Origin of the sequence: Aquibium pacificum, assembly GCF_040839445.1 — a bacterium.
GTDB classification, from domain to species: domain Bacteria; phylum Pseudomonadota; class Alphaproteobacteria; order Rhizobiales; family Rhizobiaceae; genus Aquibium; species Aquibium pacificus.
This window is the reverse complement of sequence record NZ_JBDPGJ010000006.1, coordinates 1-25,858: the sequence shown is the minus strand read 5'-3', so window position 1 is coordinate 25,858 and position 25,858 is coordinate 1. Positions and strand designations below refer to the sequence as shown.

26 protein-coding genes are annotated in these 25,858 nt (G+C 63.7%); 15 read left to right on the top strand and 11 right to left on the bottom strand.

The window, feature by feature from the left end; all coding sequences use genetic code 11:
- The first annotated feature begins 85 nt into the window (after positions 1-85).
- The 10 genes from ABGN05_RS23490 to ABGN05_RS23445 all read left to right on the top strand — a co-directional run bounded on the left by ABGN05_RS23490 (position 86) and on the right by ABGN05_RS23445 (position 11,734).
- A complete protein-coding gene (locus ABGN05_RS23490; RefSeq protein WP_367956739.1) occupies positions 86-2,119 on the top strand; it encodes an FAD-dependent oxidoreductase in 2,034 nt (677 codons plus the stop codon).
- A 32-nt stretch (positions 2,120-2,151) separates the two neighbouring features.
- The gene (locus ABGN05_RS23485) at positions 2,152-3,573 is read left to right on the top strand and encodes a class I adenylate-forming enzyme family protein (protein WP_367956486.1); all 1,422 of its coding nucleotides are present in this window, start codon (positions 2,152-2,154) and stop codon (positions 3,571-3,573) included.
- Positions 3,491-3,682 (top strand): AMP-binding enzyme, encoded by a 192-nt coding sequence (locus tag ABGN05_RS23480; protein ID WP_367956485.1) that lies wholly within the window; start codon positions 3,491-3,493, stop codon positions 3,680-3,682. The genes ABGN05_RS23485 and ABGN05_RS23480 overlap by 83 nt, the downstream gene beginning before the upstream one ends.
- Before the next feature lie 381 nt (positions 3,683-4,063).
- On the top strand, positions 4,064-4,846 hold the full coding sequence (locus tag ABGN05_RS23475; protein ID WP_367956484.1) for an ABC transporter ATP-binding protein: 783 nt from the start codon (positions 4,064-4,066) through the stop codon (positions 4,844-4,846).
- A gap of 46 nt (positions 4,847-4,892) precedes the next feature.
- On the top strand, positions 4,893-6,848 hold the full coding sequence (locus ABGN05_RS23470; RefSeq protein ID WP_367956483.1) for an AMP-dependent synthetase/ligase: 1,956 nt from the start codon (positions 4,893-4,895) through the stop codon (positions 6,846-6,848).
- Between the two features lie 16 nt (positions 6,849-6,864).
- Positions 6,865-7,749, top strand: coding sequence for a branched-chain amino acid ABC transporter permease (locus ABGN05_RS23465; protein ID WP_173194967.1), 885 nt, complete (start codon positions 6,865-6,867; stop codon positions 7,747-7,749).
- A 3-nt stretch (positions 7,750-7,752) separates the two neighbouring features.
- The gene (locus ABGN05_RS23460) at positions 7,753-8,805 is read left to right on the top strand and encodes a branched-chain amino acid ABC transporter permease (protein ID WP_173194966.1); all 1,053 of its coding nucleotides are present in this window, start codon (positions 7,753-7,755) and stop codon (positions 8,803-8,805) included.
- A gap of 82 nt (positions 8,806-8,887) precedes the next feature.
- Positions 8,888-10,075, top strand: a complete 1,188-nt coding sequence (locus tag ABGN05_RS23455) for an ABC transporter substrate-binding protein (RefSeq protein ID WP_367956482.1) — start codon at positions 8,888-8,890, stop codon at positions 10,073-10,075.
- Between the two features lie 63 nt (positions 10,076-10,138).
- Positions 10,139-10,930, top strand: a complete 792-nt coding sequence (locus ABGN05_RS23450) for an ABC transporter ATP-binding protein (RefSeq protein ID WP_367956481.1) — start codon at positions 10,139-10,141, stop codon at positions 10,928-10,930.
- Positions 10,931-10,945: 15 nt separating this feature from the next.
- Positions 10,946-11,734, top strand: coding sequence for an SDR family NAD(P)-dependent oxidoreductase (locus tag ABGN05_RS23445; protein WP_367956480.1), 789 nt, complete (start codon positions 10,946-10,948; stop codon positions 11,732-11,734).
- A gap of 18 nt (positions 11,735-11,752) precedes the next feature.
- Here the strand turns inward: ABGN05_RS23445 and ABGN05_RS23440 are convergent, their stop codons facing one another.
- Positions 11,753-12,856, bottom strand: a complete 1,104-nt coding sequence (locus tag ABGN05_RS23440) for a CaiB/BaiF CoA transferase family protein (protein ID WP_257810406.1) — start codon at positions 12,854-12,856, stop codon at positions 11,753-11,755.
- Between ABGN05_RS23440 and ABGN05_RS23435 the strand changes: the two genes are divergently transcribed.
- From ABGN05_RS23435 to ABGN05_RS23420, 4 genes are all read left to right on the top strand, one after another.
- On the top strand, positions 12,844-13,758 hold the full coding sequence (locus tag ABGN05_RS23435) for an enoyl-CoA hydratase/isomerase family protein (protein ID WP_367956479.1): 915 nt from the start codon (positions 12,844-12,846) through the stop codon (positions 13,756-13,758). The genes ABGN05_RS23440 and ABGN05_RS23435 overlap by 13 nt on opposite strands.
- A 17-nt stretch (positions 13,759-13,775) precedes the next feature.
- Positions 13,776-15,014: a thiolase family protein gene (locus ABGN05_RS23430; protein WP_367956478.1), complete on the top strand. Its 1,239-nt coding sequence runs from the start codon at positions 13,776-13,778 to the stop codon at positions 15,012-15,014.
- 15 nt (positions 15,015-15,029) lie between these two features.
- Positions 15,030-16,196, top strand: coding sequence for an acyl-CoA dehydrogenase family protein (locus ABGN05_RS23425; RefSeq protein ID WP_367956477.1), 1,167 nt, complete (start codon positions 15,030-15,032; stop codon positions 16,194-16,196).
- Positions 16,197-16,549: 353 nt separating this feature from the next.
- Positions 16,550-16,699: an AMP-binding enzyme gene (locus ABGN05_RS23420; protein ID WP_367956476.1), complete on the top strand. Its 150-nt coding sequence runs from the start codon at positions 16,550-16,552 to the stop codon at positions 16,697-16,699.
- A gap of 175 nt (positions 16,700-16,874) precedes the next feature.
- On the opposite strand, the gene ABGN05_RS23415 is transcribed toward ABGN05_RS23420, so the two are convergent.
- The 5 genes from ABGN05_RS23415 to ABGN05_RS23395 form a co-directional block, all read right to left on the bottom strand.
- Positions 16,875-17,330: a PaaI family thioesterase gene (locus tag ABGN05_RS23415; RefSeq protein WP_367956475.1), complete on the bottom strand. Its 456-nt coding sequence runs from the start codon at positions 17,328-17,330 to the stop codon at positions 16,875-16,877.
- 17 nt (positions 17,331-17,347) lie between these two features.
- Positions 17,348-18,088: a helix-turn-helix domain-containing protein gene (locus tag ABGN05_RS23410; RefSeq protein WP_367956474.1), complete on the bottom strand. Its 741-nt coding sequence runs from the start codon at positions 18,086-18,088 to the stop codon at positions 17,348-17,350.
- Positions 18,072-18,926, bottom strand: coding sequence for an SDR family oxidoreductase (locus tag ABGN05_RS23405; protein WP_367956473.1), 855 nt, complete (start codon positions 18,924-18,926; stop codon positions 18,072-18,074). The genes ABGN05_RS23410 and ABGN05_RS23405 overlap by 17 nt, the downstream gene beginning before the upstream one ends.
- Positions 18,923-20,860 carry an AMP-binding protein gene (locus tag ABGN05_RS23400; RefSeq protein WP_367956472.1) on the bottom strand — a complete coding sequence of 646 codons (1,938 nt, stop codon included), beginning with the start codon at positions 20,858-20,860 and terminating at the stop codon, positions 18,923-18,925. Before ABGN05_RS23400 ends, ABGN05_RS23405 begins: the two co-directional genes overlap by 4 nt.
- A 97-nt stretch (positions 20,861-20,957) precedes the next feature.
- Positions 20,958-21,872 (bottom strand): glucose 1-dehydrogenase, encoded by a 915-nt coding sequence (locus ABGN05_RS23395; RefSeq protein WP_444876176.1) that lies wholly within the window; start codon positions 21,870-21,872, stop codon positions 20,958-20,960.
- On the opposite strand from ABGN05_RS23395, the gene ABGN05_RS23390 reads away from it, so the two are divergent.
- Positions 21,833-23,140, top strand: a complete 1,308-nt coding sequence (locus tag ABGN05_RS23390; protein ID WP_367956471.1) for a TetR/AcrR family transcriptional regulator — start codon at positions 21,833-21,835, stop codon at positions 23,138-23,140. The two genes, ABGN05_RS23395 and ABGN05_RS23390, sit on opposite strands and share 40 nt — an antisense overlap.
- Positions 23,141-23,164: 24 nt before the next feature.
- Here ABGN05_RS23390 and ABGN05_RS23385 read toward each other — a convergent pair whose 3' ends face one another.
- The 5 genes from ABGN05_RS23385 to ABGN05_RS23365 all read right to left on the bottom strand — a co-directional run.
- Positions 23,165-23,566, bottom strand: a complete 402-nt coding sequence (locus ABGN05_RS23385; protein WP_173194955.1) for a PaaI family thioesterase — start codon at positions 23,564-23,566, stop codon at positions 23,165-23,167.
- Positions 23,563-24,048: a PaaI family thioesterase gene (locus ABGN05_RS23380; protein WP_206680633.1), complete on the bottom strand. Its 486-nt coding sequence runs from the start codon at positions 24,046-24,048 to the stop codon at positions 23,563-23,565. Before ABGN05_RS23380 ends, ABGN05_RS23385 begins: the two co-directional genes overlap by 4 nt.
- 16 nt (positions 24,049-24,064) lie before the next feature.
- Positions 24,065-24,868 (bottom strand): enoyl-CoA hydratase-related protein, encoded by an 804-nt coding sequence (locus ABGN05_RS23375; RefSeq protein ID WP_173195034.1) that lies wholly within the window; start codon positions 24,866-24,868, stop codon positions 24,065-24,067.
- Positions 24,861-25,664, bottom strand: coding sequence for an SDR family NAD(P)-dependent oxidoreductase (locus tag ABGN05_RS23370; RefSeq protein WP_367956470.1), 804 nt, complete (start codon positions 25,662-25,664; stop codon positions 24,861-24,863). Before ABGN05_RS23370 ends, ABGN05_RS23375 begins: the two co-directional genes overlap by 8 nt.
- A 64-nt stretch (positions 25,665-25,728) precedes the next feature.
- Positions 25,729-25,858, bottom strand: a 130-nt coding sequence (locus ABGN05_RS23365) for an acyl-CoA dehydrogenase family protein (RefSeq protein ID WP_367956738.1), incomplete at its 5' end; no start/stop codon positions are given.

The window sequence follows — 25,858 nt, the reverse complement described above, 5'->3', positions numbered from 1 at the left end:
CCTCCCGAGCCTGTGAATCTCACTTCCCAAAAAACCTAACAAACGTTAGAATGCTTGGCAAGATGCAATGGGAGGTAACGTGGATATGTCCGACAGGCGCGGAAGAACCTTCGAGAAATTGCTGTCCCCGATCCGGGCAGGCGTCCACGATCTGCGAAACCGGGTCATTATGGGCTCGATGCACACGCGGCTTGAAACCGAACCCAACGGTATCGAAAAACAGGTCGCGTTCTATCGTGAACGCGCGCACGGCGAAGCGGCAGTCATCGTGACTGGCGGTTTTTCGCCCAACGCCGAAGGCATGTTCGATCCGGAAGGTCCGCGGCTCGACGATCCGCAGCAGGCGCTGAGCCTCAAGCCGATTTGCGATGCAGTCCATCAGGAAGGCAGCCTGATTTGCGCGCAGATCTGCCACGCGGGGCGTTATGCCAAGTTTGAAGGTTGCGTGGCACCTTCGCCGATTCGGGCGCCGATAAACCGGTATTCCCCGCGCGAGATGAGCGAGCAGGATATTCTGCACACCATTGAAGATTTCGCCCAGGCAGCGCTCAACGCGCAATCTGCCGGTTTCGATGGCGTCGAAATCATGGGCTCCGAAGGCTATCTCATTAATGAATTCACCGTGACCCACACCAACAAACGCGAGGACGAGTGGGGTGGCAGCGCCGACAACCGGCACCGCTTCGCGGTCGAAATCGTGCGCGCGGTGCGCGACCGCTGCGGACCGGATTTGCTGGTCATCTACCGTATTTCGGCGGCCGATCTTGTCGAGGGCGGCGCGCCCGCCGAAGAGATCGCCGCGCTCGCCCGCAAGATTGAGGCCGCCGGCGCCGACATTCTGAACACCGGAATCGGCTGGCACGAGGCGCGCGTGCCAACCATCGCTTATCCGGTGCCGCGTGGCGCCTGGCGGAAGGCGGCGGCCAACGTGAAGGCGGCGGTGTCGATCCCGGTGGTGGCCTCGAACCGAATCAATACCCCCGAGGTCGCCGAGGACATCCTGGCCTCGGGAGATGCCGACATGGTCTCGATGGCGCGGCCCTTCCTCGCCGACCCTCATTTCGTGAAGAAGGTGCGCGAGGGTCGGGCCCATGAGATCAACACCTGCATCGCCTGCAATCAGGCATGTCTGGATTTCATCTTCTCGGACCGTCCGGCAAGCTGCCTTGTCAATCCGCGCGCCGGCCGCGAGACGGAATTCCGTGACACGCCGAGCGAGACCCCGAAGAAGGTGGCGATCGTCGGCGGCGGGGCGGCGGGTATGGCCACGGCCGCCGAGGCCGCGCGGCTTGGGCACGCGGTCACGCTTTTCGAGGCAGAGAACCGGCTGGGCGGGCAGCTCAACCTGGCACGTGCGGCCCCGGGCAAGCACGAGTTCGACGAAACGCTGCGTTATTACACCGCTCAGATGGACAGGCACGGCGTCACCCTGCGGCTGGGCTGTCGCGCCACTGCCGACGATCTTGCCGGGTTCGACCATGTGGTGATCGCCTCAGGCGTGACCCCTCGCATTCCGGGCATTCCGGGCATAGATCATCCCAAGGTCGCCACCTATGCCGAGATCCTCTGCGGCGCACGGGAGGCGGGACAGACCGTGGCCATCATGGGCGCCGGCGGGATCGGCCATGACGTGGCCGAATTCCTTGTCACCCATCCGGCTGAGGCTAACGAGAACGCGGCCTTTTTCGACACGTGGGGTGTGGACGGACAGTTCAGGAACGCCGGCGCGCTGGCGGGCGATCCACTGGCCGCGGTGCCTGCAAAGCGCAAAGTGGTGATGCTGCAGCGAAAGACGAGCAAGCTGGGACAGGGACTTGGCATTTCGACCGGCTGGATCCTGCGCAACGCGTTACGCAAACACGGAGTCGAGACCTTAGCGGGCGTGGTTTACCAGCGTATCGACGATGGGGGGCTCCACGTCCTTTTGAACGGCGAGACAAAAGTTATCGCCGCCGATACGATCGTTCTCTGTACGGGACAGGAACCTGTACGGACGCTGATCGAGGCGCTTGCGGCCCGCGGCATTTCCGCCACGATGATCGGCGGTGCGGCCGAGGCGGCTGAACTCGATGCGCTGCGTGCGATCGATGAAGGAGTGCGCCTCGCCCAGTCTTTGTGAACAACGAGGATCGATTGCCAGGGAGGAGCATCATGCTGCCGGAGGTGGCCCGCGCCGGGCGGGCAGATGTCTATTCGATGTTTCGCACGAGAGCGCGCGAGCAACAAGATGCGCTTGCGCTCGAGAACGGAGAGATAAGACACAGCTACGGCACCCTTCTGGGCCGTGTGGACCGTCTCGCTGCGGTGCTTCTGGCGCGGGGGGTAAAGACCGGGGACCGGCTGGTGATCCTGTCGCACAATCGCGCCGAGTACCTTGAACTGCAACTGGCCGCCGCCGGGATCGGGGCGATCGTCGCCTGTTTGAACTGGAGGCTGGCCGCGCCGGAGCTCAAGCACTGCATCGACCTGGTTGAACCGGTTCTGGCCGTGGTCGAGCCAGAGTTGCGCGCGGCCTTGGACGCGGTCTCGCACCTGCCGGTTCTGGAAATCGGCCCCGACTGGGAGGCCGCACTGGCTGGAGCAGAGCCCGATCCGCGCATCGACGCGCTGGTGAATGACGTGGAGGCGGGGCTGACCATCCTCTACACCTCCGGCACCACGGGGCTGCCCAAGGGCGCACTCATCAGTCATCGCGCCCATATCGCGCGTGCCATGGTTTTTGCGGCGCAGCTCGCGCTCCAGCCTGATGACGCCTTCATCGCCTGGGCGCCGATGTTCCATATGGCGTCGACCGACCATGCGCTAGCCACGATCTTGCGCGGTGGCCCCGTGGTGATGGTCGATGGGCTGCAGCCGGCGGTCATCAATGAGGCGCTGAGCCGCCACAAGGTCGGCTGGTTCATAATGATGCCGGGCGCGATCGACGCCTTCATCGCGGAACGTCGCGCCAATCCTCTGCCGATCAGAGGCGTCAGGGTCTGCGGCGCTATGGCCGATCTGGTGCCGCCGCATCAGATTGCAGAACTCACGTCGCTGATCGGCGCGCCCTATCTCAACTCCTTCGGCGCGACCGAAACGGGGCTGCCGCCGGCCACGGCCGAGCTGATCCCGGTGGGCGTCGCGCCGAAACGTCTGTCGAAGCGCGCCAGCGCCTTCTGCGAGGTGCGGCTGGTCGATCCGGAGGGGCGCGAGGTGGCGGATGGAACGCCCGGAGAAATGGCCGTGCGCGGCCCCACGCTATTTTCCGGGTACTGGAATGCCGACGAGACCAACGCCCGCGACTTTCGCGGTGGCTTTTTTCATATGGGCGATGTCTTCCGCCGCAATGCGGACGGCACCATCGACTTCGTGGACCGCGCCAAGTATCTCATCAAGTCGGGTGGGGAAAACGTCTATCCAACCGAGATCGAGCGGGTGCTGCTGGCGCATCCGCAGGTGATCGATGCCGCCGTCGTAAAAGCCGGGGAACCTGCGCTGGGGCGAACGCCCGGTGGCCTTCGTGGCACGGCACGTCGACGGCCCCGATGCCGACGAGCTGATGCGGCTTTGCCGCGATCAACTGGCCGGCTATAAGCGGCCGCGCGAGATCCGCTTCATCGCTTCCGAAGACTTCCCGCGCTCGACCAGCGGCAAGATACAGCGCCACGTCCTGGAGACCTGGATCGAGCGCGAGGCCAACTGAGGCCTGCCTCGACTGCGCCTATCCGCTGACACCCGTCCGTCCGAACAGCGCCATCAGCGTACCGGTCATCGTGGCAGCCAGCTTATCGGTCCTGCGCTTCAGCGCATATGCGTATCCCCCGGATGCCGTCTTTGCCCCAGCCGGTCACCTATCCAAGCGCAAAGAAGGCAAGTCCACAGGTCGGACGACAGTAAAGAGAGGGCAGTTGATTCGAATTCTAACGTCTGTTAGATTGTTCAATGGGGTTTGCTGAAGCCCTGCACAAACGACAGGGTCGACGGGAGGAAGATCGTTGATCGGTAGCGAACGGACCTGTGGCCGGTGTGATGACTCACGTTCCCTGCGCCCGCCGCCAGGAATTCGTGACGGCATCGCGTGCTCATGACCGCCGCGCGAAAAGAGCGACAGGCACCGCCGCTTGCCGTCCGCAGCGCCACCCTTCGGTTCGGCGGAGTGACGGCGCTGGATGACGTCTCTATCGAGGTGCGCGAGGACGAGCTTCTGGCGATCATCGGCCCCAATGGTGCAGGAAAGACATCGTTTCTGAACGTCACTGCCGGTTTTTACCGCCCCCAGCAGGGGTGCGTCGAACTCATCGGGCAGGACGTGACCGGCCTCCGCGTGGACCAGATCGCCCGCCGAGGCTTGGCACGCACCTTTCAGGGAACGCACCTCTTCGGGGGGTTGACCGTGGTCGAGAACATCCTGATTGGCCGCCACACCCTTATGCGTTCGAATGTAGTCCAGGCCTTCTTCCACTACGGGCCGATGATGCGCGAGGAAACCGAACATCGCGAGGCTGTCGAGGAAATCGTGGACTTTCTTGAGATCGAGGCGATCCGAAACCGGCAGGTGGGCACGCTGGGCTACGGGTTGCGCAAGCGCGTCGATCTGGGCCGCGCCTTGGCGCAAGAGCCCTCCATCCTGCTTTTGGACGAGCCGATGGCCGGAATGAACTCCGAGGAGAAAGAAGATCTCGCGCGCTTCATCCTCGACGTGCGCGAGGCGCGGAAGATCCCGGTGGTGCTTGTGGAACACGACATGGGCGTCGTGATGGACCTGGCCGACCGGGTCGTGGTGCTGGATTTCGGCCGGGTGATCGCTGAAGGGACGCCGGCTGAAATCCAGAGGGATCCGGCCGTGATCAAAGCCTATCTGGGGTAGAACAGTGGAGCGCACAACAGCAGCGAAGGTCTTCAGCGATCCTGCGGTGACGCAAAGCCAAACGCTGCCGCAGGTGTTGCTGGCGCGGGCCAAGGCCACGCCGGCTGCCTTGGCCCAGCGGCACAAGCGCCTCGGCATCTGGCGCGAGTTCACCTGGGCCGACGTGCTCCAGCGGGTCCGCGCCTTGGCGCTTGGCCTTGACGATCTGGGATTCGGCTCGGGCGACTCAATGATGGTAATCGGCGAGAACGAACCCGAACATTTCTGGGCCGAGTACGCCGCCCAATCGTTGGGCGGAAAGGTGATCTCGGTCTACCCTGATCAACCCTCCGCCGAGATTCACTATCTGGCGCGGGATTCGGAGACGCGGATCTTCCTTGTGCAGGACCAGGAGCAGGTGGACAAGTGCCTCGAGATCGCCGGGGACCTCGAGGGCATCATCGCCATTGTCTACTGGGACGATGCCGGGCTGTGGACTTACGCACACCCGCTCTTGCGCTCGTATCAGGCGGTGAGCGATGCCGGAGCCCGCCGTCACGACCAGGACCCGAAGTTATTCGAGGCTCGTGTCGCGCGCGGTAGACCCGGCGACATCGCGGTTCTGTCCTATACCTCGGGCACGACCAGCAAGCCGAAAGGCGTTATGATCTCGCAGCGCTATCTTTTCGACAACTCCGCCCGGGTGATGGGCGCGGTCGAAATCGCGCCGGGCACCGAGTACCTCACCTATATTTCCCCGGCTTGGGTTACCGAGCAGATCTTCGGGCTGTCGATCGGGCTGCTTGCACCGATGGTGGTGAACTTCCCCGAGGGGCCGGAAGAGATACTCGACAACATCCGTGAGCTGGCCGTCGATGCGCTGGTCTTCAGCCCGCGTCAGTGGGAGAACCTTGCCTCGATTGTACAGGCGCGGATGCTGAGCGCGGGGCCGATCCGGCGGGCGCTCTACAACTGGGCCATGAGGGTGGGCCGCGACGTCTATGTCGAGCGGCTTGAAGGGCGCGGGCCTTCGCTTGCAGCGCGCCTGCAGCTGCCGCTGGCCGAGGCTCTCGTGCTTTGGCACCTGCGCGACAATCTGGGCCTGGGAAAGGCCAGGAACGCCATGTCCGGGGGCGCGCTCATGGCGCCCGACGTCTTCCGCATGTTCCACGCCATGGGCGTGAAGCTGCGCAACGTATACGGGGCAACGGAAGTCGGACTTCTCACAGCGCATATGGGCGAAAGCTATAAGCTGGAGACCAGCGGGCGCTGGATGCAGGTCAATCCTGTCTATGGCGATCCGCTCGAATTTCGCATCGCCGAGGACGGCGAGCTCCATGTGCGGGGCGGCTCGGGGTTCGGCGGCTATTTCCGCAAGCCTGACAAGACCGCTGAGGCCCAGACCAGGGACGGCTGGTACGCGACCGGCGACGCCGTCTCGATGACCGATGATGGAGAGCTCGTGTTCTTCGACCGCGTAAAGGACATGCGGCATCTCTGCAACGGTCACAGCTATCCGCCGCAGTTCATCGAGACCCGTCTGCGCTACAGCCCCTTCATCAAGGACCTGATGATCCTTGGAGACCAGACGCGCCCCTTCGTGGCGGCGTTGATCAATATCGATATGGAGGTGCTGAGCCGCTGGGTCGAGGAGAACCAGCTCAGCTTCTCAACCTATACCGACCTGTCGCAGAAACCCGAGATCCTCGAACTGATCAGAGCGGAGGTGGAGCGCATCAACATGCTTCTGCCGGAAGGCTCGCGGGTCCGGCGTTTCGCGAACTTCCCCAAGGAGCTCGACCCCGACGAGGGCGAGCTGACCCGCAGCCGCAAGCTGCGCCGAGCCTTTCTGGAGGAGCGCTACGCCGATCTAGTGGAGGCGATCTACGGCGGGGACCACAGTGTCGATCTGGAAATCGCTGTCACCTATCAAGACGGCCGCCGGGGCGTTCTAAGAGTCCACGTCGCCGTTACCGATGTAGAGGGCGCTCCGCGCACCGCCCGGAAGCAACACGCCGCGTGAAGGAGTTCACGAAACGATGATCTACGTTATCAACGACATCATCACTGGCGCCCTGATCGGGCTGCTCTATGCTCTGGTCGCGATGGGGTTCGTGGTGATCTATCGCGCCAGCAAAGTGTTCAACTTCGCCCAGGGCGAACTGGTGATCCTGGGCGGCTTCATCGTGTGGTACACGACCTTCGAGCTGGGTCTCGACCTCTGGCTGGCGATCCCGCTCTCGCTGCTGCTTTCGGCGCTGGCAGGCTACCTGATCGAGCGGATCTTCCTGACCAAACTGATCGGAGAAAGTGTATTCTCCATGGTCATGGTCACCGTGGGGCTGTTGATATTGCTGCGCGGGATTGTGCTGCTGCTTTTCGGACCCGCGGTGCGGCCCTTCCCGGTGATCTTCCCTCTGAAGCCGCTGTTCCTGGGAGAGATGCTGATTCCGATGAACCTCCTGATCGGCGGTCTCATCACCGTGGTCGCGGCGGTCGGGCTCTCCTGGTTCTTCAATCGGACCCGCGCCGGGCTGCGCATGACGGCGGTGGCCGAGGATCATGTGGTGGCTTCGTCTATGGGGATCTCGGTCAAGGGCTCGATCGCCTTCGCCTGGGTCCTGGGCGCGGTTCTCTCCACGGTGGGTGCGATGATCTTCCTGAGCGGCAAGTCGCTCACTTTCCTTGCCTCCGAGATCGGCTTCGCCGCGCTTCCTGTTGCGCTGTTTGCCGGGCTCGAATCCATCGGCGGACTAATCCTTGCCGGCGTAATCGTGGGCGTGGCACAAAGCTTGGCCACCAACTATCTCGATCCGCTGGTGGGCGGTGCGCTCGGTACTGTCGTGCCCTACCTCATCATGCTGGGCATCCTGCTGATCCGGCCAACCGGACTGTTCGGCTGGCGCACCATCGAGAGGGTCTGAGCGATGGATCCTTCCGGCATCTTCGCCACCAGCTACCGCGCCGACCGGCGGCTGGTCCGCACCCGCTGGCAAGCGCTCTCGCTCATCCTATTCATCGCGGTGCTGCTGGCGGCGCCCTATCTGGTAGGGCCGCGGATCGTCGCCATCCTCAACATCATGTACATCAGCGCCGTGGTCGCCGTGGGGCTTCAGATCTGCACCGGCTATGCCGGTCAGATCAACCTCGGTCAGGCGGCATTCATGGGAGTTGGCGCCTATACGGCTGCGATCCTGGCCGAGAAGACCGGGCTAACCTTCCTTCTGACAATCCCCATCGCCGGTTTCGCAGCGGCTGTCTTCGGCTTCCTCTTCGGGCTGACGGCGGCGCGGATCAAGGGCTTCTACTTGGCGCTCACCACCATCGCGGCACAATTCATCTTCCACTTCGCGGTACTCAATCTGCCCTCGTCCTGGCTTGGGGGATCGAACGGGGTGACCGTGCCGCCGGCCACGCTTTTCGGATTGCGGATCGTGAGCGAAGGCGCGCAGTACTACCTTATGCTGTTCGTTGCCGCGATCATGGTGGCCGGCGCCTTCGGAATCGTCCGCTCGCGCTTCGGGCGTGCCTTCGTGGCGGTCCGCGACGACGACGTGGCCGCCGGCATCATGGGCATCAATGTCGCCGCCACCAAGGCCAACGCCTTCCTGATCGGCGCATTCTACGCCGGGGTGGGCGGCGGGCTCTGGGCCTACCTGATCCGCTTCGTCGGCGTGGATCAGTTCACCCTGTTCAACTCGGTGTTCTTCATAGCGATGATTATCGTTGGCGGCATGGGCTCTGTCGTCGGTGCGCTTATCGGCGTCTTCGTGATCCGCGTGATTCAGGAGATCATCGCAACCGTTGGGCCGAACATTGCCGACAGCGTAACCTTCCTCGGCGGCGACATCGTCTTCGCGGGAATGAACGTGATCCTGGGCGGGGTCATTGCCCTCTTCATGATCCTCGAGCCCAAGGGACTGATGCATCGCTGGACCATCCTGAAGTCGTCTTACCGCATCTGGCCGTTCCCCTATTGACCAGGGCCGGCCCTCAACTGGGAGAAAGAAAATGACAATGTCGTTGAAATCGCGGTGCCGCACTCTTCTTGCGGCGGGCGCAATGGCGCTGGCCTCGGCACTGCCGCTGAAGGCGCAGGAGGAAACCCGCTACAACGTGGCGCTCCTGTCGGACTTCTCGGGGCCTTATGCCGACATCATGCCGATCCTCGCGGCGGGGCGCGAGAAGGTGATCGACTGGTGGAACGCCACCCGCGGCGCGCAACTGGGTGTGACGCTGAACTATAAGAACTACGAGACCCGCTATGACGCCGCCCAGGTGGCAAGCCTGTGGCCCGGCATCAAGTCCGAACTCGAGCCCATCGCGGTAATCGGCCTCGGCGGCCCCGACGTCGCAGCACTGTCCGAGCGCCTTCCCGAGGACAAGATCCCGATGTTCATGGCCACCGCCGCGTACGGCTATGCGTGGAAACCGGACTCCTGGATTTTCAATCCCCGTCCCACCTACTCACACGAGAGCGCGGGCTTCCTGTACTGGCTGCGCCAGAAGCGGGGCGGTGATGGCCCCATCAAGGCAGCGATTATGGCCTCGGAGGCCTCGCCGGCCTATGTGGACATGGCCAAGGGCCTGGAGAAATACGCCGAAGAGCACCCCGACGAGATCGAACTAGTTGAGGTGATCTATACGGAAGTGCAGCCGACCGATCTGACGGCGCAGATGCGCCGCGTGGCACGCTCGGGCGCCGACGCCCTGATCATCCAGACCAACACTTCGATCGTAGTTGCCGCAAAGCGCGGCCTGCAGGCCAATGGCGCCGATGTGCCGATCATGATGAGTTCGCACAATGGCCTTCCCGCCTCGGGCAAAGCCCTGGGCGGCCTCGAACAGCTTGAAGGCGACTACGAAGCCTACGGCATGGCCATCGCGGCCGACGAGGATACGCCGCCCCGCCAGTTCTACCAGACCCTGTCCGACAGTTACGGCCTGAAGGCGCCTTGGAACGTAGTGACTGCCATGGGCATCTCCCAAGGGCTTTTTGCCGTTACGGTGATCGAACATGCGATAGAAGCCAACGGTCCGGAGGGCCTGACCGGCGAGAAGGTGCGCGAGGCGCTTTTTGCAGAACCGATCACTACAGAAGAAACCCACGGTTTCCTTCCCACGCTGTCCTTCACGCCTGAGGCACCCTTCCCCCTGAAGGGACTTCAGGTCAACGTCGGCAGCGTGCGCGACGGCAAGATCGTGGTCGAGGCCACCGGAGCCGCCATCCCCAACGTCGAGAAGTGGTGAGACCTGCCGGGCACCGCCCGCTCGTGGTGCCCGGCCCTATCCTAAGAACGGGGCAAGCGGCCGATGCTGGAACTTCACAATGTAGAGGTTACCTATTCCGATGTCATCCTTGCGCTGAAGGGCGTTTCCCTGAGCCTTCGGGAAGGGCAGTGCGTTGCGCTCCTTGGCGGCAACGGCGCCGGCAAGAGCACGACCCTCAAGGCAATCTCGGGCACGCTGAAATCCGAAGACGGAAAGGTGTCGGCCGGAGCGATCACCCTCGAGGGCACTCCGATCCATAACCTGGAAGCTTCGGAGGTTGTGCGGCGCGGCCTCATCCACGTGATGGAAGGCCGCCGCGTGCTGCGCCACATGACAGCGGAGCAGAACCTGATTGTCGGGGGACACATGGTGCCTGACCGGACCGAGCTGAAGCGACGGCTCGATCACGTCTACACGCTGATGCCGCGCCTCGCTGACCTGAAGTCCCGCACGGCGGGCTTCATGTCGGGCGGCGAACAGCAGCTCCTTCTGATCGGCCGCGCAATGATGGCCCGGCCTAAGATCATCGCCATCGATGAGCCTTCGCTCGGCCTCGCTCCGCTGATGATCCGCGACGTCTACGAGGTGCTGAGCCGGCTGAAGGAGGAGGGCACGACCTTCTTTTTGGTTGAGCAGAACAGCGCCGCGGGGCTGGGACTGGCCGATTACGCCTATGTGCTGGAGAACGGCCGGGTGGTTCTCGACGGGCGCGCCGACAAGCTGGCCCAGAACGAGGACGTGAAGGAATTCTACCTCGGCGTGACCGCCTCAGGCGAACGCAAGAGTTATCGCGAGGTCAAGCACTACCGCCGGCGCAAGCGCTGGCTCGGATGATGAACAGGGGGAGGCATGCAACACATTCTCGACCTCAAGGAACGGACAGCGCTGGTGACCGGCGGTGGACAAGGCGTGGGGCGCCAGGTCGCCCTCTATCTGGCGCAGTACGGCGCCGGCGCCGTTGTGATCAACGATTTCCACGCCGACCGCGCCGAAGCGGTGGCATCCGAGGTAGCGGCGCTCGGTGCGAAGGCGCTGCCCCTGGCCTTCGACGTCTCCGATTTCGAGGCCGTCGGCGGCGCGTTCGCCAGGGCGCGTGAGGCGCTGGGCGGGGTCGACATCCTGGTGAACAACGCCGGCAATGCAGGCCCGACCTCGCGCCTCGACGATTTGGTTCCTTTCTGGGAATCCGGTCCCGACGAGTGGCGACGCTGGTTGGCCACCAACTTAGACGGCGTGCTCAACTGCACCCGCCACGCCATGCCCGGCATGATCAAGGGCGGTTACGGTCGGATTGTCACCGTGATCTCGGACGCCGGCCGCGTCGGCGAGCCGCACCTGGCTGTCTATTCCGGTGCCAAGGCCGGCGCTGCGGGCTTCATGCGCGCCATCGCCAAAGCCGGCGGCCGCTTCGGGATCACCGCCAACTGCGTTGCCCTCGGCGGCACACGGACCCCCGCGGTGACTGATCTGATCCCCGACGAGGCCGCTGAGAAAAAGGTCCTTTCGCAATACCTGATCCGTCGCCTCGGTGAACCGGAGGATCCGGCGGGCCTGATCCTCTTCCTCTGCTCGGACGCGGCGAGCTGGATCACCGGCCAGACCTATCCGGTCAACGGGGGATACTCGTTTGCGGTCTGACCTAGGGAAGGCGGGCCACTATCCGCGGCCCCGCCCCAGAACGCCGTCGGTATCGGCCCCAAGCTCCGGAGCCGGGCTACTCGGGCTGCTCTCGAACCCGTCGAACTTCAGAGGTTGAACCAGATGTGTCTCGCTCCCCCCGTCCGGCAGCGCCAGGGTCCGCAGCAGTCCGCGGGCGCGAACGTGCGGATCGGCAAGGGTCTCGGTCAGGCTGTTGACCGGGCCCCAGGGCACGCCGGCCTTGTCGAACAGGAGGCCCCACGCGTCGCGCGCCCGGGTGACGATCACCGCGGCGATATCCTCGCGCAGCGCGTCTTTTCGTGCTGCGCGGTCGCGGCCCTTCAGGCCGGCAAGCTTCGGCCTGCCGATCACCTCGCAGAAGGGGCGCCAGAACCAATCCTCATGCGCGATCGAAAGCGTTATGAGCTTGCCGTCGCCGCAGGTGAAGACGCCATAGGCCGGCTCGGCGATGAAGTTGCCCAGGGGAGTGCCGTTGGCCTCGGGTACCAGGAAGGCGGTGAGCATCGAAACCACGGCATCCGACATCGAAACGTCCACGTAGCGCCCCCGCCCCGTCCGCCGGGCCGAGATCGTGGCCGAGAGGACCGCGATGGCCGCGAACAGTGCCGCGCCTATATCGGCCAGGGGAACTCGCGGCACTTCGCCTGGCAGGCCCGCGTTGGCCTGCCCGGCCAGAAGCCCGCCCACGCCCTCGTAGCTCAGATCGTGGCCGGCCCGGTCGCGATAGGGCCCGTCCTGCCCGTATCCCGAGATCGACACGTAGACGAGGCGCGGATTGACCTTGCGCATCTCCTCGAACCCTGCCCCGAGAGCGGCGAGCTTACCGGGGCGAAACCCCTCAACGATAACGTCCGTCTCCGCGGCCAATTCGCGGAACCGCGCCAGCTCTTGGGGTACCTTAAGGTCCAGGGCCACGCTCTTCTTGCCCCGGTTCAGCGCCTTGAACAGCGGCGCGAACTGCCGCGCCGGGTCGCCCATGCCCGGCCGCTCCACCATGATCACCTCGGCGCCCATGTCCGACAGCAGCATCGTGGCATAGGGGCCCGGAAACTGCTCGGCCAGACTCAGGATCCTCAGCCCTTCGAGCGGTGCGTTGCTCATCGCCGCCTCCCATCCTTGTTCCGCCCGCGTGCGGGCCCCTTATTCCACCGCGCGCGGCGCCGGAGATCAACCCCAAAAATCACCATTTTTTGCAATGTCTTCAGGAGGTTATGTTGACTGAAGATCGAAAGACCGTGTCGGTCGAACGCGTTGGGCAAACCCAGTGGATCACCTTTCGGCGCAGCGAGCAGATGAACGCGATGTCGATGCAGATGCTCGACGAGATGGCCGGGGCGCTTGTCCAGGCGATGACCGACGACGAGGTGCGCGCGGTGGCGCTCACCGGTTCGGGCCGCGCCTTCTGCGCCGGAGCCGATCTCAAGGAGGTGAGCGAGGCCGAGTTGAAGCCAGGCGAGCCGGATCTGCTCGATCGCGTTGATCACGCTTTCGGACTCATCCGCAGCGGCCCCAAGCCGGTGATCGCCGCGGTTAACGGCCTGACCCTGGCGGGCGGCCTGGAAATGGTGATGGCCTGCGATCTGGTGTTCGCAGCCGAAAGCGCGAAGCTCGGCGACGCCCATTCCAACTTCGGCGTCTTCCCCGGAGCCGGCGGCGCCGCCATTCTGCCGCGCCGGATCGGGCTCAATCGCGCAAAGTACCTCTTGTTCTCGGGCGAACACGTCTCGGCCCGCGAGATGATGGACTGGGGGCTTGTGAACAAGGTCGTGCCCGATGACGAGCTACGCGACACGGTGCAGGCCTTCACCGACAAGCTTGCCGAGAAGAGCCCCGCCGTGCTGCGGCGGATGAAGGCCGTGGCGAACCGGGCGATGAACGTGGACGAGCCCGCCGCCCTGGCCGAGGAAATGCTGAACCTGCGTGCGCACATGCGCTCGTGGGACATCCGGGAAGGGCTCGCGGCCTTTGCCGAGAAACGCAAACCGCAATTCAGGGGCTACTGAGCCCGGAGGGAAGTACGATGCAGGATATTTACGTAGTTGGCGTCGGAATGACGCCGTTCGGAAAGTTCCGCGACAAGTCGGTCAAGGACATGGCGCGCGAGGCCCTCAACGCCGCGCTCGAAGACGCCGGGCTTGCGGCCAACCGGATCGAGGGCGCCTTCTTCTCCAACGCCGTCCAAGGCCACATGGAAGGCCAGCACATGATCCGCGGCGAGATCGCGCTACGCGAGATGGGTATCCAGGGTATCCCGGTCGTTAACGTCGAGAATGCCTGTGCCAGCGCCTCGACCGCGTTCAAGCTGGCGATCGACTTCCTCAAGGCGGCCAATGGCGATTGCTGCCTCGCGGTCGGCGCCGAGAAGATGTATTCCGACGACCGGGCGCTGATGTTCTCGGCCTTCGACAGCGGCTGGGATGTTAGCAACGGCGAACAGGTCGCGCAGCGCCTGGCCGATCTGGGCGCTGGGGTCGAGGAACCCGAAGGCTCGAAATCGCCCAAGCCTTACAGCGTGTTCATGGATGTCTATGCCGGCTTCGCGCGGCTGCACATGAAGACCTTCGGCACAACGCAGGAACAATTCGCCGCCGTCGCCGCAAAGAACCATGCGCATTCCGCGCATAACCCGCTGGCCCAGTACCGTGATTCAATGAGCATTGAACAGGTTCTGGCCGCGCCGCCCATTTCCTACCCGCTGACCCTGCCGATGTGCGCCCCGATCTCCGATGGCGCGGCGGCAGCCCTGCTGTGCACCGGCGAGGGACTCAAGCGGCTGGGTCTCGATCCAGCGCGTGCGATCAAGGTCAAGGCGGCGATCCTGCGGTCCGGCACCGACCGTCCACCCGAGGACTTCAAGAACCACCTGACCCGCCTTGCCGCGCTTCAGGCCTATGAACAGGCCGGACTTGGCCCGGAGGACATGTCCGTTGCCGAGGTGCATGACGCAACCGCCGTTGGCGAAGTTATCCAGATCGAGAACCTCGGGTTTGTCGAATTCGGAGAGGGTGGCCCGGCCAGCCTGCGCGGCGAGACGAAGATCGGCGGGCGCATCCCGGTGAACCCCTCGGGCGGGCTCGAATCCAAGGGCCACCCGGTCGGGGCCACCGGGATCGGGCAGATTTTCGAACTGGTCACGCAGCTGCGCGGGGAGGCCGGCGCGCGTCAGGTCGAGGGCGCGCAGAACGCAATCGCCGAGAACGGTGGCGGATTGCACGGAGTCGAGGAAGCCACCGCCTGCGTCACCATTCTGGGCCGCTAACACAGGTAGACAACAATGGAAAACGTGATCGCCGCCGCTCAGGCAATCTATACCGACGACCAGCGCATGTTGCTGGAGAACTTCCGCAAGATGGCCGAGGCCGAATTCGCCCCGCTGACGGAGAAATACGAAGCTCTGGGCCATCCGCCCGACGCGGACACGCTGAAAGGCTTGTTCGCCAAGGTCGAGGAGTTCGGACTGATCAGCGGCTTGATCCCCGAGGAAGATGGCGGCGCAGGCATGGACCGGATGAGCTACGGCATTCTGTATGAGGAACTGGCGCGCATCTGGCCCGACCTGGCGATCGCCGTTCTGATCCAGGGCCATGCCGCCTTCGCCCTCAGCCTTCTGGGCAGTCCCGCGCAGAAGGAGATTTATCTAAAGCCGCTTCTGCGCAGCGAGCGTATCGCCTGCACCTGCATCTCCGAGCCAGAGGTGGGCTCGAACGTACGCGAGGTGAAGTGTCGGGCCGCGCGCGAGGGCGAAAAAATCTTCATCAGTGGTCAAAAGTTGTGGATCTCGAATGGTGCACAGTCGGATTTCGCCATCGTGGTCTGCAATCTGGACGGCGGTATATCGATGGTGATCGTCGACCGCGACGCCGGCAAGTACGAAAGCCGCGAACTGCGCAAGCTGGGCCTTGTGGGCGCCTCGACTTGCGAACTCTTCTTCGACCGCGCCGAAACCACTTCGGACCACGTGCTGGGCCAGCCCGGCGGTGGGCTCTTCCAAACACTGAAGTTGTTCGAGAGCGCGCGGGTCTTCGTGGGCCTCACCAGCATCGGGATCGGCCAGGCGGCTCTGGAATGCGCGGTGACCTATGCGAAGGACCGCCACCAGCACGGCAAGCCGATCGCCGGGCATCAGTTGATCCAGGGCTACCTGGCCGACATGGCCACCCAGCTCGACGCTGCTCGGCTTCTCTGCCAGCGCGGGTTGCAGCTTCTTGAGCTTGGCGTCCGCTGCGACACTCAGACCTCGATGGCAAAGTGGTACGCCACAGAGATGGCTGTTGAGATCACCGGCAAGGCGGTGCAAATCCACGGCGGTAACGGGATCACCAAGGAATTCCCGGTAGAACGGCACTTCCGCAATGCCAAGGTGATGCCGATCCCCGATGGCACCACGGAAATCCAGAAGCTAGTGATCGGACGCAACCTCACCGGCGTCGGTGCGTTCTGATCCGGTGCCTGACAGGGGGCTGCTGCTGCCCCTCAAGCGCCATTCCAACGGCGGTCATGAGACCGGCAAATCTCTGGGGTCAGGCGGGCGCTCGGATTGATTATCGGAGCCGACGGTCGGTTCACGCTGCCGAAAAAATGCGGTGCCGTAGCGGATTGCGAAGTCCGCCATCGATGTTCGCCTCTCGGCGAGACTGTTGGCGGCCCGGAGCCCAGCCGAATAGCGCTTTCGGGTATCGGCTATCGCACTGCGGTTTGAGCGGACAAAATCCGGGGGTTTCAATCCGAGGCTATGTAGCCGTAAGTCGAGAACTCGGCCACTCCAGGCGGGTGTCCTCATAAGAGCCTCTCGCCGTGGACGGCGAGAACGTCTATCCGGCCGAGATCGAGCGGGTGCTGCTGGCGCATCCGCAGGTGATCGATGCCGCCGTCGTAAAGGCCGGGGACCTGCGCTGGGGCGAACGCCCGGTGGCCTCCGTGGCACGGGCACGTCGGCAGCCCTGACGCCGACGAGCTGAAGCGGCTTTGCCGCGATCAACTGGCCGGCTAAAAACGGCCGCGCGAGATACGCTTCATCGCTTGCGAAGACTTCCCGCGCTCGACCAGCGGCAAGATCCAGCGCCACGTCCTGGAGACCTGGATCGAGCGCGAGGCCAGCCGAGGCCTGCCTCGACTGCGCCTATCCGCTGACACCCGTCCGTCCGAACAGCGCCATCAGCGTACCGGTCATCGTGGCGACCAGCTTCTCCGCCCCGCCCTTCAGCGCATGGGCGCGCGCCTCGCAGATGGTGAGGGTGCGACCCGGTTTGACCACCTCGGCCTGGAAGCGGAAGCACTCGCCGTCGGCTGGGTTGAGGAGGTTGATTTTGAACTCGACGGTCAGCACCGCCGCTTCGGCCGGCATCAGCGAGAAGGCGGCGTAGCCGCAAGCGCTGTCGAGCGCTGTCGAGACGATGCCGGCGTGAACGAAGCCGTGCTGCTGGGTCAGCGCGTCGTGGTGCGCCATCTCCAGAACGATGCGCCCGGGCGACAGGTCGGCAATGGTGATGCCCAGCGTGTGCATCACCTTCTGGCGTCCGAAACTGTCGCACACGCGTGCGTCGAAATCGGGGTTCTTCGGTTCGAAACCGGGCATGGCCTGTCTGCTCCTCGTCAGGGATCGATGAGCAGTCTTAGGCGGGTTTCGAGTCCCTGATCTTGGAAGAAACGGCCAGAGGGCCGCGCGCGGGCAAGGCGGCGGAGCACGCCCGGTGGGGCGTCGGCGAAGGCGCGGCAGGCGGCCGACATGTGCGACTGGTCGTAGTACCCTGCATCGAGCGCCAGTTCGCTTAACGCCTGATCGCGCGCCGCAAGCCCGTCCAGCAGGGTCCGGAAACGCCGGGTGGCGGCGAGCCGCCGTCGCGACATGCCGGTGGTCGCGCGGACGCAACGCCGTTCACTTCGCGCGCTGGCGGGGGCGGAGTGGCTGCCGGAGAAGGTCAGGTCGCAGGCGAGCTGGTCGAGTGCCGCAACAAGCGGCGCCCAGGCCTCACCGTTCCCCGCCACTGCCAGAAGAGCAAGGGTCAGCGCGTCCAGATTACCTTCGGAGGGGAGAAGGTGGGGCGCGGCGTCGAGGCGCATTCCGGCGATCGCGCCCTCGAAGGGCGCGCGGCGCGGGCTGAAGGCGGGGCGGGGCGGTGCAAGGTCGAGGCGCGGGCGGGGGCCGCGATCGGCTCCGCCGCGCAGCGTCAGGGAAAGCGTAAAGAGATCGGTGGCGAAGCGGCCAGTGCCGGGACCCGACAAGAGGCCGCAATCGCAGTAGACGAAGAAATGGTCAATCTGGGCGGGGGCCCCGGCCGGCGGCGCGAGCTCGAGATAAAGCGGCGCGGGCGCCGCCTTATCCGACGTAGGCATGCCTGTTCCCGGCCACAAAGTCGCGGAAGCGGCGCGCCGGGCGGCCGAGCACCTCGCTGACCGTGGTCTCAATGCCGGCGAGATAGCCCTTGGCTGCGAGCGAGGCCAACTCCACCATGGCGGCGGCGACGTCGGGGTGCATGCCGTTCGCAATCATGTGCGCCTTGGCCTGATTCGGCGGCAAGGAGGCGCATGTCACCGCGCGGCCTGTCGCCTCGCTGAGGAGAGAGGCGATCTCCTCGCCGGTCAACGCCTCAGCGCCCGTCAGGCCATAGGCCTTGCCAGCATGGCCCGCGCCAAGCAGCGCCTCGACCGCCACATCGGCGATGTCACGGGCGTCGACCCACGCCACCGGCCCACCCAGATCGTCATAATAGACGCCATCGGAGACGATGTTTTCAGCCTGCCACAGAAGGTTTTGCATGAAATAGGTGGGCTGAACCAAGGTCCAGTCCATGCCGCTGTCCTTCAGCAGTTCCTGGCTTTCGGAATGCCACATGCCGAAGGTCAGCCGCGCCCTGGGCGAAGCACCGAGTCCGGTGGACATGACCACATGGCGCACGCCCGCCGCCTTGGCCGCGGCGATGGCATTGGCCTTCCAGCGGCGCATGTCCTGATGCGGCGGCGTCACGAGATAGGCCTTCTCCGCTCCTTGGCAGGCGCGTTCCAAAGCGTCGCGGTCGCCGAAATCCGCCACGGCGGCATCGCAACCCTTCGCCACCAGCGCCGCAGCCTTCGCAGGCTGGCCGGTGACGGCACGCAGCTTTGCGCCCCTGGTGAGAAGCGCTTCCACCAGTGGCGCGCCGGTGGTGCCCGTGGCTCCGAAGACCGTGATCATGGCTTGTCCTTTCTCAGGGCCGCGATGGCCTCCATCGTTTCGGGATTGCTGATCGAGGAGAGGTCGCCCGGATCCTCGTCCAGGAAGGCGGCGCGCACGATCCGGCGCATCGTCTTCATGCTGCGGGTCTTGGGCAGCGCCTCGACGAAATGGATCTCGCTCGGGCGGAAGGGCCTCGAAACCACCTCGCCGACGCGGTCCTTGAGCTGCTCGACGAGCCTGTCATCGGGCGTCACACCGGGCGCCGTGACGCAGATGCAAATCACCGTTGTACCCTTTATGGGGTCGGGGACGGGTATCGCCGCTGCATCCACAACTTTCCCCGTTTCGGTCAGCGCCGCCTCGATCTCCGGTGGCCCGATGCGCTTGCCGGCAATGTTCAGCGTGTCGTCGGAACGGCCGAGGATAAACCAGGTGCCGTCCGGATCGCGCCGCGCCCAGTCGCCATGGCGCCAGATGCCGGGAAACGTGGACCAGTAGGTGTCGAGATAGCGCTTTTTGTCGCCCCAGATCGTCGGCGTCAGCCCCATCGGCGGCCGGGTGACGACCAATTCGCCGACCTCGCCCGGCGCAGCCTCGCTGCCGTCCACGCGCAGCACCTTGGCACCGACGCCCAGCGCCTGACCCGAAAAGCCACCCGGCTTCACCTCGTGAAGTACGGTCGAGGTAAGAATTGCGCCAAAGAGCTCGGTCCCACCCGAAATGTTGAGCGGTACCGCGTGGTGCCGGCAGATATGCTCCAGGTGCCAAAGCCAGGCATCTTCGGTCCAGGGCTCTCCGGTCGAGGCGACGATACGCAGTGCGGAAAGATCGTACCCCCGCAGCGGCGCGGAATCCTGCGTCATGAATTGCCGCACCAGCGTTGGGGCAACGCCCATATGAGTAACTTTGTTCTCGGCGGCCAGCCGCAGTAGGCGGAAGGGATCGCCCGGCATCGAGGGCGCTCCTTCGGCGAGCACCAACGTGGCGCCCGCAAGCAGCACCGAAATCAGCGTGAGGGGCCCCATCACCCAACCCATGTCCGTCATCCAAAGATGCCGATCATCGGGCTTTAGATCGAGACACAGCAGAAAATCGGCCGTGGCCTTGGCCTGTACGCCCAAATGCGTGTGAACCACCCCCTTGGGCTTGCCGGTGGTGCCCGAGGTGTAGGCGATGACCAGCGGTGCGTCGGTCTCCACCGGATGCGCCCGCCGCGTCGCGTCGGCCTTAGCGACGGTTTCCTGCCAGTCGAGATCGCGGGCCGGATCGGCCACTGGGCCGCCGAAGCGCCGCAGGCTGAACACGGTATGCACCGAGGGCACCTCCGCCAGTGCCTCGGCCAGGATGGCTTCCATCCAGACCGGCTTGCCCCGCCGGGGCGTCGCATCCGCAGTCAGCACGGCAACGGCACGGGCGTCGTTCAGGCGGGTGACGATGGCATGCGGCGCAAACCCGGAAAATAGCGGGACCGCTACGGCGCCCAGCCGCGCGATGCCCAGAAGCGCGGCCTCGATTTCGGGGATCATCGGCATGTAGATGCCGACGCCCTGGCTGGGCCTCACTCCACGCGCCGAGAGGGCGGAGGCAACGCGCGCGGCTTCCTCGGCAAGCCGGGAATAGCTCCATTGCTGGCGGCTGCCGTCTTCGCCCACCCAGTCGATCGCTGTCTTATCGCCGAGCCCCTTCTCGATGTGCGCGTCGAGACAGGTTTCGGTGAGATTCAGTGCGCCGCCGATTCCCCAGCGGATGTTCTCCGGTCCGTCGCCGATCTCGCGCAGACGGTCGTACGGGCGGGCGAATCGAATGCGGGTGAGGCCGAGAATCTGCGTCCAGAACCAATCTGGGTCTCTGTCTGCGCGTTCGACCAATTCCTCGTAGTTCGCAACGCCACAACGGTCAATGAATGCCGCGAGCGTACTTGTTTCCTTGATGGTTTGGTCGGCCTCGAACATTACGGATCTTCTGACCTAAAAAAGGGGCCGCACAGAATGCGGCCAGGTGGGGAGGAAACCTTGACATCGTTTGGAACCGGAAAGCACCGCCGGGCTGTCAACCGTGCATTGACAGCCCGCCCGATACGGAAATGACTTGTCCGGTTATGAATCCGGCATCGTCCGAGGCGAGGAAACACACAATCCCGGGATAGTCCGTCGGCTGGGCGAGACGTCTCATGGGGATTGCCCGTTTAAGGCCTTCCGCAATCTTCTCTCCGGCTTCGCCCTTGGCGACTTCTGCGAATAGCGGGGTGTCTGTCGGACCGGGCGCGACCGCGTTGAGCTGAATGCCCTTGCGGGCCAGTTCCCGCGCGACGGTTTTGGTAAAGGAAATGATGCCGCCTTTGCAGGCCGAATAGACCGCCTCGCCCGAGGAGCCGACGCGGCCCGCATCCGAACTGATGTTCACGACGCGGCCGGACCCATTCCTTACCATGCCCGGAAGAACAGCATGATGCATGTGAAGAGGGCCGTAGAGGTTGATGTCTATGATCTTCTTCCACAGATCAAGATCGGTCTCGAGGAACGGCTTGATCTCATCCCATCCGGCGTTGTTGACCAGAACGTCGATCGGCCCGCCGGCCTCGAACTCGGCCACTGCGGCGTCCACTGCCTTGCGGTCGGTGATGTCGACGGTGTAAGCACGCGCCTTGCCGCCTGCATCTTCGATCGTTCCGACGGTTTGCCGGGCACCTTCTTCATTGAGGTCGAAAACCGCAACCTCGGCTCCTTCCTCGGCGAAGCGGGTGCAGATCGCCCGCCCGATTCCGCTTCCGCCACCCGTGACGATTACTCTCTTGCCTTTCAGTCCGCGCATTCCCGTTTCTCCTTTTGCCGGTGTCGCAGGCACCGTGGAATGACCGCGCATTCTAACACTTGTTCGAATTACCTCAACTGATAAACTGATGTCCAGCGTCGAAAGAGAGATCCATGGAAGAAATCCTCCCCCACAGCCCCGGCGACGAGCCATACGGGAAATCGGTGCAGACACGTCGCGCGATCCTCCTGGCGGCGGCGAAGCTGTTTAGCAAAGAGGGATACAACGCGACCACCATGCGGCGGATCGCCGAGGCGGCGAACCTGGAAGCCGGTAGCATCTACTATCATTTCGGCTCGAAGGATCAGATCCTGGACGAGGTCCTCGATATTGGGGTTAGACAACTCTACGAGCAAATTCGGGGGATCGTCGAACGGTCGGCGGCGGAAGGTGACCCATTCCGGAAAACGTTCGCGCAGCTTGTCGACACTCACCTTTGTTTCCTTTTGAAAGAGAGTGATTTCACTTCGGCGAATATCAGGAACTTCCCTATGCTGTCGGACAAGCGCCGCAGAGCGCATCGTCCCTTGCGAGAGGCCTATGCGCAGCTCTGGCGATCATTCTTGCAGCACCATCAGGACGATCTGCGTGGTGACATCTCGGTCACCCTGGTCAGCCAGTTCATCCTCGGAGCTATGAACTGGACAGCGGAATGGTACGACAGCGAACGTTATCCGGTCAGTCTGCTATCGGAACGCTTGTCGAAACTGCTGCTCGACGGCATGTGCACCAAACGTGGCGGAACGGTCAGAGAATCGCTCGAATCTCTTGACTTGACAGATGGACTCGAACCAGCGGGGAAGGCCGAACGAACCCGCCATCAAATCCTTCGCACGGCCGCGCGAATCTTGCGAGAGAGCGGCTACAAGGCCGCGACGATACGACGTGTCGCATCGGAAGCGGGCCTTGAGGCAGGCAGCGTCTACTACCATTTCGGCTCGAAGGAGGAAATTCTCGATGAGGTGCTCGACCTGGGCCTGCGTGATCTCTTGAACGGCGTCAGCCATGCGGCCGCCATATGGCCGAACAAGGAAGATCATAGAAACCGGATCGCGACCGCGATCGCGACGCACATGGCATATTTGTTCCGTGCCAGCGAGTTTACCTCCGCCAACATCCGCATCTATGGGATGCTGCCGGAAGGGATCCGCTCGCGCCATCGGCCTGTTCGACACCAATACGCGAAGGTCTGGGATCGGCTGTTGCGCGAGGCGCAGACGGCCGGAGCCTTGCGCTCCGACATCAAGGTGGTTCCGCTACGGCAGGCCATGCTGGGCGCGCTGAATTGGACGGTCGAATGGTTCGATCCCGGCAAGGGCGACCAACGCGGATACTATACGCTTTCAGCTTTCACGGATCTGCTCATCAAAATGCTGCTGGACGGTATTTCGGCCAACGGCTCAGCCCCGAAGATCACATAATCGGGGCGCGAAGAATAGCATGCCTCAGACCAATAGAAAATGATACAACCCTTCGGCCACCGGCCGGGAGGCGTCATCCTGCCAACAGGCCGTCCGCACGCTTGCCATGCGCTTGCCCTTCCGCGTCACTGTGGCTTCGGCCATCAGGGCCCCTTTGACCGCCGGGCGCAAGTAGTCAACCGTCAGATTGATCGGCTTGGGTGGCTGCAGATCGGGACCATGGCTTACGCTGATCGCGGCGACCGCCTCCATGAAGCTCGCGATGATTCCGCCATGGTAGTATTCCATGATCGGATTTCCGATCAGTCGTTCGGCGAACGGCATCGTCGCGGCCGCATGCGTTTCAGCAAGCTCGGTGATCATGAAGTCGAGAAACTGGAAGAACGGTACTTTCCTGAGCTGCTGAGTTGCGAGATCCGGCGTCATTTGGAGGACCTGCTTTGCGTCATCGCATCGAAAATGCTGACCTCGCCCCGTGTGAGCGCAAAACTGGCGGCGCCACGGGCCACTTCGGCCTGATCCGGCTCATCGAACCAGATCCTGCCCGAATTGAACGCGATATGCCGGGTCTGCCGAATGCATTCTGCGCGCACCATGACGTCGGCCCGCGATTTCGCCGGGCGCAGATAGTCGACGCGGAGGTCGAGTGTCGCCATGCTGCTGATCCCGTCGATCGCCACGAAATTCGCTAGTCCGAACACGCTGTCCAGAAGGGCCGTTAACACCCCGCCATGCAGCAGGGTTTTGACCTCGTCGGCGCAGAAAGAGGGGTTGAACGGCATCCTGACCAGAACGCCATCAATCGCCACCTTTTCAATCTTCAGGTTCATCTCGGTAATCAGACCACGTCCGCGATGGTTCCACATCCTGGCGATCTGATCTAGTTTCTTCTGGTCCGGATGGGTCAACTGTAAGGCCGATCTGTCAGTCGCCAAAGAATGCAGGTTTTCGTTTCTCGAGGAACGCGGCAAGAGCTTCGTGGTGGTCCTTGGTCTGGTGCATCAGTGCCTGGTAGGCGGCGGCGGTATTCAGGAAATCCGGCAGGTCCATGCGTTCGGCATTGCGCATCAGCCGCTTGGCGACGCGCAGTGCGCGGGGCGGCTTGGCCGCAATTACGGCCGCTCGCTCCCGCGCCCGCGCCATGAGATCGCCATGCGGCACCACCTCAAGCACCATTCCTAGCTCCACCGCCTCCTCGGCCCCGACCATCCGTCCAGTGAATGTCAGTTCGGCCGCTTTCTGGTGACCGAGCCGCCGCAGTAGGAACCAGGTACCTGCGTCGCCAGGAATGATTCCGAGGTTCAAGAACACCTCGCCGAATTTTGCCTTCTCCGATGCGATGCGCATGTCGCACATCATCGTCAGGTCGCAGCCCGCGCCCACGGCCGGGCCGTTGACAGCCGCGATCGTAGGTATGTCGAGATTGTAGAGCGCGAGCGGTATCCGCTGAATGCCGGTGATGTAGCTGTCCGCCGCGGCCAGCGGATTCTTGCGGAACACGCTTTCGGGGTCAGACATTTCCTTGATATCGCCGCCGGCGCAGAAGGCCGGGTCTGCGCCGGTCAGGATCATGACACTTACCCCGGGATCGCGCTGCGCCTGGTCGAACGCGTCGAGCAGCCCCGCGATCATCTCATTGCCGGTGACGGGATTGCGCCTGTCGGGGTCATTGAGCGTCACCGTTGCGATGCGATCGGCAATCTCGAGCAGGACGACGGATTCACTCATTCTTTCCGTCCCCCCGCTGACGCTCCTGGAACATGTCAGGATGGATCATGTCGCGGGCGTCGTGGCCCATGTGCAGGGTTTCTCCCCCGTCCACATACACATCCTCGCCGGTAATGAAGGAACCGAGCCTGGAGGCAAGAAAAATGATCGTCCCTGCGACGTCTTCCGCCGCCCCCATGCGGTTAAGAACTGACCGGTTTAGCTCGTGCCATTTTTCCGGCGGTATCGGGTAGCGGCCGAGCGCCTCTGTCTTGATCGTACCGGGAGCTACGCAGTTCAGGCGGATGCCGTATTCACCCCATTCGGCGGCGAGCGTCTTCATCAAGCCTGTGACGCCTGCGCGCGCGGCAACGGTATGGGCGAAGCCCGTCAGTGCGGTGCGGGTCGAGATCGCGGTTACGAATACGATCGAGCCGCCGTTCTCGAACATGAAGTGGTCGGCGGCGGCGCGCGTCATCTGCCACGAGCCGATCAGATTGTTTCGGATAACCGCCTCGAATCCTTTGTTGGTGATGTCGCGGGCGGCGGCGATATACTGGCCGCCGGCATTGTTCACAAGCACGTCGAGCCGACCGTAGTGATCTTTGATCTTCAGCATTGCCGACTCGACGCTCTTCTCGTCGCGAGTGTCGCCCGGCACGATGAAGGCTTCGCCCCCCATCGCGCGGATCATCTCGGCGGTTTCCTGAAGCGGCTCCTCGCGACGGGCGAATAGCGCCAGTCTGGCCCCGCAGGAAGCCATTTCGAGCGCTGTGGCGCGGCCCATGCCGGAGCCCGAGCCGGTCACGAGAGCCACCTGGCCTGCCATGAGGTCGGGGGCGTAACGGCTCTGCAGATGTTTTTCTGCCATGTACCAGGCCTCAGTTCTTCAGAAGTTCGCCGGAGATGATGAGCTTGCGCACCTCCTGCGTGCCTGCACCCACCTCGAGCACCCGCCCCGTCCGATAGAGGCGGTTGACCTCGGTGTCGCGCATGTAGCCCGATCCGCCG

Excerpts from the sequence above, each read along its gene's own strand:
- ABGN05_RS23490 (WP_367956739.1), top strand. The coding sequence starts at position 86 with ATGTCCGACAGGCGCGGAAGAACCTTCGAGAAATTGCTGTCCCCGATC.
- ABGN05_RS23485 (WP_367956486.1), top strand. The coding sequence starts at position 2,152 with ATGCTGCCGGAGGTGGCCCGCGCCGGGCGGGCAGATGTCTATTCGATG.
- ABGN05_RS23475 (WP_367956484.1), top strand. The coding sequence starts at position 4,064 with ATGACCGCCGCGCGAAAAGAGCGACAGGCACCGCCGCTTGCCGTCCGC.
- ABGN05_RS23465 (WP_173194967.1), top strand. The coding sequence starts at position 6,865 with ATGATCTACGTTATCAACGACATCATCACTGGCGCCCTGATCGGGCTG.
- ABGN05_RS23460 (WP_173194966.1), top strand. The coding sequence starts at position 7,753 with ATGGATCCTTCCGGCATCTTCGCCACCAGCTACCGCGCCGACCGGCGG.
- ABGN05_RS23455 (WP_367956482.1), top strand. The coding sequence starts at position 8,888 with ATGGCGCTGGCCTCGGCACTGCCGCTGAAGGCGCAGGAGGAAACCCGC.
- ABGN05_RS23450 (WP_367956481.1), top strand. The coding sequence starts at position 10,139 with ATGCTGGAACTTCACAATGTAGAGGTTACCTATTCCGATGTCATCCTT.
- ABGN05_RS23445 (WP_367956480.1), top strand. The coding sequence starts at position 10,946 with ATGCAACACATTCTCGACCTCAAGGAACGGACAGCGCTGGTGACCGGC.
- ABGN05_RS23440 (WP_257810406.1), bottom strand. The coding sequence starts at position 12,856 with ATGAGCAACGCACCGCTCGAAGGGCTGAGGATCCTGAGTCTGGCCGAG.
- ABGN05_RS23430 (WP_367956478.1), top strand. The coding sequence starts at position 13,776 with ATGCAGGATATTTACGTAGTTGGCGTCGGAATGACGCCGTTCGGAAAG.
- ABGN05_RS23425 (WP_367956477.1), top strand. The coding sequence starts at position 15,030 with ATGGAAAACGTGATCGCCGCCGCTCAGGCAATCTATACCGACGACCAG.
- ABGN05_RS23415 (WP_367956475.1), bottom strand. The coding sequence starts at position 17,330 with ATGCCCGGTTTCGAACCGAAGAACCCCGATTTCGACGCACGCGTGTGC.
- ABGN05_RS23410 (WP_367956474.1), bottom strand. The coding sequence starts at position 18,088 with ATGCCTACGTCGGATAAGGCGGCGCCCGCGCCGCTTTATCTCGAGCTC.
- ABGN05_RS23405 (WP_367956473.1), bottom strand. The coding sequence starts at position 18,926 with ATGATCACGGTCTTCGGAGCCACGGGCACCACCGGCGCGCCACTGGTG.
- ABGN05_RS23400 (WP_367956472.1), bottom strand. The coding sequence starts at position 20,860 with ATGTTCGAGGCCGACCAAACCATCAAGGAAACAAGTACGCTCGCGGCA.
- ABGN05_RS23390 (WP_367956471.1), top strand. The coding sequence starts at position 21,833 with ATGGAAGAAATCCTCCCCCACAGCCCCGGCGACGAGCCATACGGGAAA.
- ABGN05_RS23395 (WP_444876176.1), bottom strand. The coding sequence starts at position 21,872 with ATGGCTCGTCGCCGGGGCTGTGGGGGAGGATTTCTTCCATGGATCTCT.
- ABGN05_RS23385 (WP_173194955.1), bottom strand. The coding sequence starts at position 23,566 with ATGACGCCGGATCTCGCAACTCAGCAGCTCAGGAAAGTACCGTTCTTC.
- ABGN05_RS23375 (WP_173195034.1), bottom strand. The coding sequence starts at position 24,868 with ATGAGTGAATCCGTCGTCCTGCTCGAGATTGCCGATCGCATCGCAACG.